Raw genomic sequence first — 10,496 nt, forward strand, 5'->3', positions numbered from 1 at the left:
GAAGGGAGCTGAGCGCCACCTGACAGAGCCCCGTGCTCTTCTATGCTGTTAGCTGGCCACAGGGGCCAGCTATCGGTGACAAGGAGAAACCCATGGCGCGTGTCAGTACCTATCTCAATTTTGCCAGGGAGACGGAGGCTGCCTTCCTCTTCTATCGCGAAGTGTTCGGCGGTGACTTCAGCGGCCCCATTCACAGGTTCAAGGAGTCCCCGGGTTGCCCGGACCAGCCCCCTTTGTCGGAGGAAGACGGGGAGCTGGTGATGCATGTGGCCCTGCCCATCCTTGGGGGCAACGTGCTGATGGGCACGGATGCCCCGGCGAGCATGGGGTTCACCCTGGTGCAGGGCAACAACAGCTACCTCAATCTGGAGCCGGACAGCCGGGGAGAGACCGATCGCCTGTTCGCGGCCCTGGCCGAGGGAGGCAAGGTGGAGATGCCGCTGGCGGAGATGTTCTGGGGTGACTATTTCGGATCCCTGGTGGACAAGTTCGGCACCCACTGGATGTTCAACTGCCAGAGCAAGACCTGACGGCAGATCTGCAATGAAAAGGGCGCCATGGCGCCCTTTTCATCTTTATTGCCCATCACAGTACCTATTTGCTGCGCCTGCCACCTGCGCTGGTATGCCCCGGGCATGGGATTGCCGTGCAGTGCGTTGAGCTGCTTTATGGCGTGCGACCCACTCTGCCGACGGGGATCACCCGGGCTCGGGTTATCGCGCAGCTGAACTGCGTTATGGCGTGCGACCCACCATGTCAGCGGGGATCACCCAGGCATCAAACTGCTCCGCGCTGAGGTGGCCCGAGGCAATGGCCGCCTCCCGCAGGCTGAGCCCCTGATGGTGCGCCCGCTTGGCGATCTCGGCCGCCTTGTCATAGCCGATATGGGGGTTGAGGGCCGTCACCAGCATCAGGGAGCGGGCCAGCAGATCGTCGATCCTGGCCTGGTTAGGGGTGATGCCGACGGCGCAGTGGTCGTGGAAGCTCTGCATGCCGTCCGCCAGCAGCCGCACGCTCTGCAGGACGTTGTAGGCGATCATCGGCCTGAACACGTTGAGCTCGAAGTTGCCGCTGGCGCCGCCGATGTTGATGGCCACATCGTTGCCCATCACCTGGGCGCAGAGCATGGTGAGGGCCTCGCTCTGGGTCGGGTTGACCTTGCCGGGCATGATGGAGGATCCAGGCTCGTTCTCGGGGATGAGCAGCTCCCCCAGCCCGCTGCGGGGGCCGCTCGCCAGCCAGCGCACGTCGTTGGCGATCTTCATGAGGGAGGCTGCCAGCGTCTTGAGGGCACCGTGGGCGTGAACCTGGGCGTCACTCACCGCCAGGGCCTCGAACTTGTTGGGGGCGCTCACCAGCGGCAGGCCGGTCTGCTCGGCCAGGGTCCTGGCCACCGCCTCGGCAAAGCCGGGAGGGCAGTTGAGGCCGGTGCCCACGGCGGTGCCGCCGAGCGCCAGCTCGCACAGATGGGGCAGGGCGGCCCATAGATGGCGCTCCCCCTGTTCAAGCTGGGCGACCCAGCCGGAGATCTCCTGGCCCAGGGTGAGGGGAGTGGCATCCTGCAAATGGGTGCGGCCAATCTTGACGATGTGGTCGAAGGCGGCGGCCTTGCCTGACAGGGTCTGCTTCAGGGCCGCGAGGGCCGGCAGCAACCGCTGCGTGATGGCGGTGACCGTCGCCAGGTTCATGGCGCTCGGGAAGACATCGTTGCTGGACTGGCTCTTGTTTACCTCGTCGTTGGGATGCACCAGCCGCGCTTCCCCCCGGGGGCCGCCGAGCAGTTCGCTGGCCCGGTTTGCCAGCACCTCGTTGAGGTTCATGTTGGTCTGGGTGCCGGAGCCGGTCTGCCACACCATCAAGGGAAACTCGGCGTCGTGCAGGCCGCGCAGGATTTCGTCGGCAGCGGCCATGATGGCCTGGGCCTTGCGGGCGGGGAGCAGCCCCAGGGCGTGGTTGACCCGGGCGCAGGCGGACTTGATGCGGGCCAGGGCATGGATGATCTCCATGGGCTGGCGCTCTCCCGAGATGTTGAAGTGATGCAGGGAGCGCTGGGTCTGGGCCCCCCAGAGCCTGTCCGCCGGGACGGCGATCTCCCCGAGGCTGTCGTGTTCAATCCTGATGGTCATGGTGCCTCCCGCCGGCAGGAAAAGGGGCGAGGGAAGATCCCTTGCCCCTCACAGCATGGCAAATCCCGCGGGCGAACGCTCAGGTCACCGCGGTCGTCATGGCCCCGGCCAGGGGGTGAAACGGCGTCAGCCCGGCCAGGGGCGCGGCCGTGATGAACTCCTGAGTGGTCTCACCGTGCTTGAAGATCTTGAAGCCCTCGCCCCGGGCGCTCCAGTATTCGATGCTCTCGCCGCCGTGCTCGCCGCTTACCTGAAGCAGGCTCCCTTCGCGCAGGGCCACCACGGACTCGCTCGGGTTGATGGCACAGAACTCGGCGAGCCGCTCGTCCCGGGTCTCCCCCATGTGGCCGCTGATGCCGGCATCCAGGTAGTGGGGGTTGATCTGCAGGGGGAACAGGCCCAGCGCCGGCAGCACGGCGGCGCTGCACACCGGCATGTCGTTGGTGGTGAGGATGCTGGGGGTAGCCACGTTGCAGCCGGCGCTCCAGCCCACATAGGGCACGCCTCGCTCGCGCACGGCACGCTGGATGGGCACCACCAGGCCGTATTCGTGCAGCAGCTGGTTCAGGCGCCAGGTGTTGCCGCCGCTGATGAAGATGGCGTCGGCCCGCTGGATGGCATCCACCGGATCGTCGAACTGGTGGATGCTGATGGCCTTCACCCCCAGGCTCTCGCTGAGTTCGAAGGCGCGGGCGTCCCAGTCGCTGCGGATCACCGCGTAGGGGATGAGCAGGATGCGCTTGACCTGTTTGCGGGCGAGCAGGGTTCGTACCCGCTCCCGGGCCCAGCCGAGCAGGCCGGGGTGTTCTGTGGTTTTGCCGTTGCTGAGCAGAAGCAGTTCCATGAAAGCTGTCCTCAAAGGGTGAAAGCGGAGGAGGGAGGATCACTTGGGCCGGTGCGGCCAAGTGGCCGTCGGGGCATGCTAGCACCCCGGGCTGGGCGGTTCTGTGATCCGGGGACCCATTCAACCACTGCGAAGGGGCGGGTCAATGCCAATGGATGAATGCGCAGCGCCAATGAAAGACCCCGCCGAGGCGGGGTCCGAGGAGGGCTGGACGGATCAGGAGGCGGTCGCCTCGGCCACCCGGAACTCGGGCTGCTGGCGCAGCTTCCACAGCTCGCTCCACTTGCGCAGGGCGGAGATCAGGATCAGCGCCCCCAGCACCAGCATGATGAGGGAGATGGCGCCGTTCATCGGGTTGTAGCCCTTGGCGGCCGAGTTGAAGTAGACGTTGCGCATCATCCAGTAACCGGCGTAGTTGACGGTCACGAACAGGTAGGCCAGCGGGATCAGGCAGGTCAGCATATAGCGGCGCTTGCTGGCGAGGCGCAGGATGATGGTGGCACCTATGATGAGGCCCACCGAGGCCATCAGCTGGTTCGATACCCCGAACAGGGCCCATACCGAGCCGATATCGCCGGACATCAGCAGATACCCCCACATGACGCAGGCGAGCACGCTGGCCCCGATGGCGCCCGGCATCCAGTCGATGCGCTTGAGGGGCGGGTAGAACTCGCCGAAGAAGTCCTGAATGAGGTAGCGGGAGACCCGGGTGCCGGAGTCGACGGCGGTCAGGATGAACACCGCTTCAAACATCACCACGAACTGGAAGAAGTAGGAGGCGAGGTTACTGAACCAGGGCACCTTGGTGAAGATGTAGGACATGCCCACCGCCAGGGTGACGGCGCCGCCGGTGCGGCCGTTCAGATCCATGCCGATCTCCTGGGAGAGGAAGGGCAAATCCACCACCTGCATCCCCAGCTTGGCGAAGGCCTCCGGAGTGGCGTTGATGGCGAAGTAATCCGCCGGGTGCAGGGCGGTGGCGGCGATCAGCGCCATCACGCCCACCACGCACTCGGCCAGCATGGCACCGAAGGCGACCGGCAGGATGTCGTTCCACTTGTCCACCAGTTTCGGGGTGGTGCCCGAGCCGATGAAGGCGTGGAAGCCGGAGATGGCGCCACAGGCGATGGTGATGGAGATGAAGGGCCAGACCGGGCCGCCCAGTACCGGGCCGCCGCCGTGGACGAACTGGGTCATGGCGGGGAACTGGATCTCGGGGTTGATGCAGATGACGCCGATCACCAGGGCGCCGAACACGCCGATCTTCATAAAGCTGGAGATGTAGCCGCGCGGGGTGAGTAGCAGCCAGACCGGCAGCGCGGTGGCGAAGAAGGCGTAGATGGGCAGCGCCAGACTGATGGTCTCGGCGCGCAGGGTCAGCCAGGCACCGAAGGCGCTCTCCTGCACGTAGGGGCCGAAGAAGACGCAGGCCAGCACGGCGATGAAGCCCACCCAGGAGGCGGCTTGCAGGTTGCCGGTCAGCTTGTGCCAGATCCCCACCACCATGGAGATGGGGATGGTCATGAAGACCGCGAACACGCCCCAGGCGTTACGCTCCAGCGCGTGCACCACCACCATGGAGAGACCCGCCATGGTGATGGTGATGATGAACAGCATCGCAAGGCCCGTGCACCAGCCGGCGATGGGGCCGAGTTCGGCCTTGGCCACCTCGGAGAGGGACTTGCCCTGATGCTTCATGGAGGCGAACAGCACGACTGTGTCGTGCACCGCACCGCCGATGACGCAGCCGATCAGCAGCCAGAGAAAGCTCGGCAGGTAGCCGTACTGGGCCGCCAGGACCGGGCCCACCAGCGGGCCGGCGGCGGCGATGGCCGCGAAGTGCTGGCCGAAGTTGACCCACTTGTTGGTCGGCACATAGTTCTTGCCATCTTCCAGCTCGTGGGAGGGGGTGACCAGCTTGTCGTCGGCCCGCAGCACATTGCGCACAAAGAACACGCCGTAGAGGCGATAGGCGATGGCGAGGATGCAGAGGGCCGCAATGACGAAGGTGATTGCGTGTTGCATGACGGAGTTTCCTTTTCCTGCGGCCAATCTGGCCGGGCTCAGGCTGCACTCTACGCAGGCGGCAGGGAAAGGGGAGCGCAGAAAGGGTCAGTGGCAGAGGGCCGCCCGCGAGCGGCAGAAAAGCGGCCCCGAGCGGTTTGAGGGATGAGCCGGCGGGCGCGGCAAGCGGGTGAGCGGTAACGGGCAGGGGACGGGGCGAGTGGCCCGCCCCTCAGGGGATCTCCAACAATTCTTTGAGGGGCTTGAGGTAGCGCCGGCTCACCGGCACCTTGTGGCCGCCCTGGGTCACCACCTCCGCCAGGCCGCCGTCCAGCAGCAGGATCTCGCGGATCTGGCCCGGGTTGAGCAGGTACTGGCGGTGACAGCGCACGAAGCCGGTCTTCTCCTCCAGGGTGCGCAGTGTCAGCTCGGTGGTGCCTTGCTGCTGGGCGCTCACCACCTTGTTGCCGGCCAGATCGCTGTGGACGAACTCCACCTCGCCAAGGGGCAGCAGCAGGATGCGGTTGTGGCCGCTACAGGGAATGCTGCGCAGGGGCTGGGCGATGCGGGTCGGATCCGGCAGCGGTTGGCCCGCCAGCTCACCCTTTGGCGAAAGCAGCCGCTGGATGCGCTCCAGCGCCTTGTTCATCCGTTCGCTGGTGACCGGCTTGAGCAGGTAGTCGAGGGCGTTCTCCTCAAACGCGCGCAGGGCAAACTCGTCGTAGGCGGTGATGAAGACGATGTGGGGGCGCAAGTCCGGATCCAGCATGCTCACCAGCTCCAGCCCGCTGATGCGCGGCATCTGGATGTCGAGAAACAGCAGGTCGGGTTTGAGGCGATGGATGGCGGGCAGCGCCTCCATGGCGTGGGCGCACTCTCCCAGCAGGCGGATATTGCCCGCCTGCGCCAGCAGCAGCCGCAGCTCCTCGCGGGCGAGGGGTTCATCGTCGACGATCAGGGCGGTCAGCATGGGCTCTCCTGCAGGGGAAGGGTGATCCTCACCCGGGTGGATTGATGGGGCTCGCAGTGAATGGTGACCCCGTACTCGGCGCCGTAACGGGCCTTGATGCGCCGATCCACTATGTTCATGCCAAGGCCGCTCTCCTCCCGCCTGGCCTGATAGAGGCCGGCGTTGTCCTCAACTTCCAGCACCAGCTGCTCACCCTCCTGCCGCGCCGTCAGGGTCAGTTTGCCCGGCTCGAACATCTGGGAGATGCCGTGCTTGATGGCGTTCTCGACGATGGGCTGCAGGGAGAAGGTGGGCAGCCGGTACTCCAGCAGCGGCTCGGGAATCTGGATCTGCACGCTCAGGTGCTCGGCGAAGCGGGCCTGCTCGATGTGCAGGTAGGCGTTCACGTGCTCCAGCTCGTCGGCCAGGGTCACCTCGTCACCCTGGCGCTTGAGGTTCTTGCGAAAGAAGGTGGAGAGGTGGTGCACCAGGGTGCGGGCATCCTCGGGGTCGCGCCGGATCACCGCCGCCAGGGTGTTGAGGGCGTTGAACAGAAAGTGCGGGTTGATCTGCGCCTGCAACAGCTTGATCTCCGACTGGGCCAGCAGCCGCTTCTGCTCGTTGTACTTGCTGGCCAGGATCTGGCCGGAGAGCAGCCGGGCGATCCCCTCTCCCAGGGTGCGGTTGATGGAGGAGAAGAACTTGCGCTTGGGCTCGTAGAGCTTGATGGTGCCCACCACCGACCCCTCTTCCCCACGCAGCGGAATGACCAGCGAGGAGCCGAGCCGGCACTGGGGATGCAGGTTGCAGCTGTAGGGGATGAGGTTGCCGTCGGCATAGACCACCTCGTTGTGCTGGATCGCCTTGAAGGTGTGGGCCGAGTTGATGGCGGTGCCCGGCAGGTGGTGATCCTCGCCGATGCCGATGAAGGCGAGCAGCTTCTCCCGATCGGTGATGGCCACCGCGCCCACCCCGGTCTCTTCGTAGAGGATGCGCGCCATCTGTTGGCACGCCTCCTGGGTGAACCCCTTGTCCAGCACCCGCATCGCCCGCTCGGCGATCTTGAGGGCGCGGGCGGAGAAGGCGACCGAGTACTTCTCCAGCATGGCGCGGTGATCGAGGATCATCCGCATGAACATGGCGGCCCCCAGGGTATTGGCCACCAGCATGGGGGCGATGATGTTCTCGATGAGGTGGACGGCGTCGTCATACGGACGGGCCACCAGCAAGATGATGCCCATCTGCATCAGCTCGGCGATGAGGGCCACAGATCCCACCACCCAGGGGCTGAACAGCAGATCGAGCCGGTGGCGGGCGACGAAGTGGCGGTGCACCAGGCCGCCGAGCAGCCCTTCGGCGATGGTGGAGAAGGTGCAGGCCAGGGCGGTAAAGCCCCCCAGCGAGTAGCGATGGATGCCGCCGGTGAGCCCCACCAGCAGCCCCACCACAGGGCCGCCGACGATGCCGCCGAGCACGGCGCCGATGGCGCGGGTATTGGCGATGGAGTCCTCGATCCTGAGGCCAAAGTAGGTGCCCATCACGCAGAAGCCGGAGAAGATGAGGTAGCAGAGGATCTTGTGGGGCCAGCTCAGTGTCACCTGAGTCAGTGGCATGAAGAGCGGCGTCTTGGAGAGCAGCCAGGCGATCACCAGATAGACGCAGAGCTGCTGGAAGAGAGATATCACGAGCGCGAATTGTTCGAAAGCCACGGCACACTATCTCGAAAGGGGATGCTCATCCAATGGACGCGGAGTATTAGCAAACCCCGATTTGCGCTGCAAGCCGCGGGCGCCGGAATAGCGCGCCTGCGCACAGATTTGCCGGCACCCTGAGCCAAAGGCATCCCTTCGCCCTGTCTGCCGGTCAATCGAGTGCGACGTCGACCCATACCAGGCGGTGATCCGAGCTGACTCCCTTGGCGATGCCGAGCTTGGCGTCGTACACCAGGTGGTAGCCCGGCTCGAAGCTGGCCGGCCAGAACACGCCGGAGGCGACCGCGTTCAGGTTGGCGGAGGGCAACACGTGGTCGAGCTGCAGGCCGCTGCTGCTGGTGATGCGCTCCGGGGTGGGGCGGCTGTTGTTGCGCTTGCACTGATCCGGCTGGCTGGCGAGGCACTCGGGGCCGCCCTGGCTGACCGGGATCAGGGTGCCGTTGGTGACGGCCTGGTTGACCAGCACATGGTTGTGCAGATCCTGAATGGCGGTGAGATCCCCATCGCCAATCTGGGGATCGGCGTTGAGATCGCCGGCGATGACGAACTTGGCGCCCGCGGGCAGGCCACCGGCCTTGCCGGCGTCATCCACCATGTAGCTGGCGGTCTCCACGTAATCCTGCCAGAAGGCGACTTCGGCCCGGTTGTGCTTGACGTTGTGGCGCGCTGCGTTGCCGAAGATGGGCGGGGTCGGGTGGGAGATGAGGAAGTGGATCACCTCCTCCTTGTTGCCGTGCTTGATGAGTACCGGTACGTCGGCGTGGTTCTTGGACGAGAGCGGGAAGGCCTGCCAGGCGGCATCGTCATACCAGGCATCGCCGCACTGGCGGCCGGCCGGGATCGGCGCCCTGGGGTTGTGGCAGTCGTCGATGACGGGGTTCGTTTCGCCCGGCATGTCCTTCCACTTGAATTTCTGGAAGGTGCGGATCTGCTTGGTATCGATGGGGTACTGGGACATCACGGCGAAGGCGTACTGGCCGTGGTAGTTGCCAAAGCCCCAGGCGTCGTCCGGCCCATTGTTGATCTTGCCGTCCAGGTTGAGGTCATGGCCGCTCATCAGGCCGGTGTTGGTGGCGAAGTTCTGCAGCACCGGGTAGCTGATGGCGGTCACCTCGTCGTGCTGGGCGTGGGCCAGATAGTTGTCGTTGAAGGCTTTGAGGTCCGTGGTGTCGGCGCCCTTGCCGTCATTGTCGAATTCGCTTAGCAGCAACACGTCTGGCCGGGTGCGCTGGATGATTTCGGCGATGTTGCGGATCTGCTGCACGTCGAGGGCCTTGGTCTTCTCGGCGCCGCTCAAGGTGCCGTCGGCGAGGCGGGTCAGCAGGGCATCCTGCTCGGTGCGGGTCAGGGCGAGCTCTTCCCCCAGCATGCCGGGTGCAGTGCGATCGAAGGCGAGATTGAAGGTGGCAAAGCGAACCATGGTGGGCCTCGGCGTCAGTGTGGCCGGGACAGCCTGCCATCTTTGGCAGGAAAATGGCAGCACCCTGCCGGATTTCATGGGAAAGGTGCCCGGGTTTCCCCCGTGACACGCAAGCGCTCGGCTCAGGCCCAGCGGGAGAGAGGGGAGGGAATGGCGTAGGCGTAGCCCTGCTGGTAGTCGCAGCCCAGCCGGTTTGCCACCTCGATATGGGCCTGGGTCTCCACTCCCTCGCACACCACGGCCATGCCGAGTCGTTGAAGGTATTTCACCAGCCCCGTCAGCATGTTGAGGGCATGGGTGCTGCGTACAGCCTGGAGCAGCAGGGAACGATCCAGCTTCACGATCTCGTAGGGGAGCATCATCAGGCGCTGGAAGTTGCATGCCAGGGAGCCGAAGTCGTCACAGGCGATGTGGGCGCCATGGGCTCGCAACACCTCGATCATCTCCCTGTGCTGGTGCTTGATCCTGACGTGTTCCAGCACCTCGAACCAGATGGCGATCCCCAGCTTGCGGGCCTGGAGCAGCACCAGCAACAGCAGATTGCGGTAGGTGGGGCTGGAGAGCGCCGGATTGAGGTTGATGGAGAGCGCATAGGGGCCTTTTTGGGCGAGCACGGGCAGATCGCGCATGATGGCCCTGAGCATGACGATATCCAGGTGCAGAGCGTCATTTTCGCCGAGGGCGGCAAAATCGATGCCCTGATAACCCTGGCTGCCGGCATCCCAGCGTCTGGCCAGCACCTCATACCCCTTGACCTGACGATCCTGGCCGATGATGGGCTGGTAAAAGGGGACGACGATATCCGCCATGCTGACCATGGCACTCACGGGATACTCTTCTTTGAACGCAAACATGGCTCTCACCTGACGGGAACATGGCTGCGCATCATACAGGGAGGGTCTAAAGGGAGGCTGTAGGAAGAGTCTGATAATGGGCGTGGGCAGGAAGGAGGGGGGTCAGGGAAGGGCATGGCCCTGTGCAGGTGCGGCGCCAGCCAGGGGGGCTGCGTGCATGGCCTGGGCAAGCCAGGACCAGTCGAGCATGGGGGAGCCCGCCTTGAAGCGCTGATAGGCGCATCCCTGACGGATGGTCAGGAAGAGGGTGCTCGGCAGGCCGAGGCGGTTGAGGTAGCGCACCATCACGTCTCCCTGATAATCCCGCAGCCGCAGTTGCAGCTCGGGCAGTGTCAGCCCGTGCTCGCGACCCGTTTCATCCCAGATTTCAAACATCTGTGTGCACTCCTTGCGACATGAGGCTCCACTGTTTCTAAAAAGTGCGGGGAGGGCAATTGTCAGATCTGACAGCGCCATGTGGATTCTATCCAGAAAAGCGAAAACCCGGCGCGAGGCCGGGTTGTCTGAAGGATGGTGGAGGGAGAAGGATTCGAACCTTCGAAGGCAGAGCCGTCAGATTTACAGTCTGATCCCTTTGGCCGCTCGGG

The 10,496-nt window shown here is 64.8% G+C and carries 8 protein-coding genes and 1 pseudogene; 1 reads left to right on the top strand and 8 read right to left on the bottom strand.

The window, feature by feature from the left end; genetic code table 11:
* The first annotated feature begins 92 nt into the window (after positions 1–92).
* The gene (locus PG892_RS00620) at positions 93–530 is read left to right on the top strand and encodes a VOC family protein (protein WP_223953785.1); all 438 of its coding nucleotides are present in this window, start codon (positions 93–95) and stop codon (positions 528–530) included.
* Positions 531–734: 204 nt separating this feature from the next.
* On the opposite strand, the gene fumC is transcribed toward PG892_RS00620, so the two are convergent.
* The 8 genes and pseudogenes from fumC to PG892_RS00660 form a co-directional block, all read right to left on the bottom strand.
* Complete coding sequence (gene fumC, locus PG892_RS00625; protein WP_223953786.1) at positions 735–2,126, bottom strand: class II fumarate hydratase; 1,392 nt, start codon at positions 2,124–2,126, stop codon at positions 735–737.
* Between the two features lie 79 nt (positions 2,127–2,205).
* Positions 2,206–2,970: a dipeptidase PepE gene (pepE, locus tag PG892_RS00630; protein ID WP_198497414.1), complete on the bottom strand. Its 765-nt coding sequence runs from the start codon at positions 2,968–2,970 to the stop codon at positions 2,206–2,208.
* A 216-nt stretch (positions 2,971–3,186) separates the two neighbouring features.
* Positions 3,187–4,995 (bottom strand): carbon starvation CstA family protein, encoded by a 1,809-nt coding sequence (locus PG892_RS00635; protein ID WP_198497415.1) that lies wholly within the window; start codon positions 4,993–4,995, stop codon positions 3,187–3,189.
* Positions 4,996–5,206: 211 nt separating this feature from the next.
* Positions 5,207–5,944: a two-component system response regulator BtsR gene (btsR, locus tag PG892_RS00640; protein ID WP_104454665.1), complete on the bottom strand. Its 738-nt coding sequence runs from the start codon at positions 5,942–5,944 to the stop codon at positions 5,207–5,209.
* A complete protein-coding gene (locus PG892_RS00645; RefSeq protein ID WP_104454664.1) occupies positions 5,938–7,632 on the bottom strand; it encodes a sensor histidine kinase in 1,695 nt (564 codons plus the stop codon). Before PG892_RS00645 ends, btsR begins: the two co-directional genes overlap by 7 nt.
* 154 nt (positions 7,633–7,786) lie before the next feature.
* A pseudogene (locus PG892_RS00650) lies at positions 7,787–9,095 on the bottom strand (endonuclease/exonuclease/phosphatase family protein).
* 82 nt (positions 9,096–9,177) lie between these two features.
* Positions 9,178–9,909: an EAL domain-containing protein gene (locus PG892_RS00655; RefSeq protein WP_113724961.1), complete on the bottom strand. Its 732-nt coding sequence runs from the start codon at positions 9,907–9,909 to the stop codon at positions 9,178–9,180.
* A 102-nt stretch (positions 9,910–10,011) separates the two neighbouring features.
* Entirely contained in the window at positions 10,012–10,284 is a 273-nt protein-coding gene (locus PG892_RS00660) for a hypothetical protein (protein WP_010673275.1), read from the bottom strand.
* Between the last annotated feature and the right edge of the window lie 212 nt (positions 10,285–10,496).

The sequence above is a fragment of the Aeromonas sp. QDB68 genome (genome assembly GCF_027707405.1).
Lineage (GTDB): Bacteria > Pseudomonadota > Gammaproteobacteria > Enterobacterales > Aeromonadaceae > Aeromonas > Aeromonas caviae.

Bases quoted from the DNA above. Each gene is read 5' to 3' on its own strand.
- pepE (WP_198497414.1), bottom strand. From the start codon at position 2,970: ATGGAACTGCTTCTGCTCAGCAACGGCAAAACCACAGAACACCCCGGC.
- fumC (WP_223953786.1), bottom strand. From the start codon at position 2,126: ATGACCATCAGGATTGAACACGACAGCCTCGGGGAGATCGCCGTCCCG.
- PG892_RS00635 (WP_198497415.1), bottom strand. From the start codon at position 4,995: ATGCAACACGCAATCACCTTCGTCATTGCGGCCCTCTGCATCCTCGCC.
- PG892_RS00655 (WP_113724961.1), bottom strand. From the start codon at position 9,909: ATGTTTGCGTTCAAAGAAGAGTATCCCGTGAGTGCCATGGTCAGCATG.
- PG892_RS00620 (WP_223953785.1), top strand. From the start codon at position 93: ATGGCGCGTGTCAGTACCTATCTCAATTTTGCCAGGGAGACGGAGGCT.
- PG892_RS00660 (WP_010673275.1), bottom strand. From the start codon at position 10,284: ATGTTTGAAATCTGGGATGAAACGGGTCGCGAGCACGGGCTGACACTG.
- btsR (WP_104454665.1), bottom strand. From the start codon at position 5,944: ATGCTGACCGCCCTGATCGTCGACGATGAACCCCTCGCCCGCGAGGAG.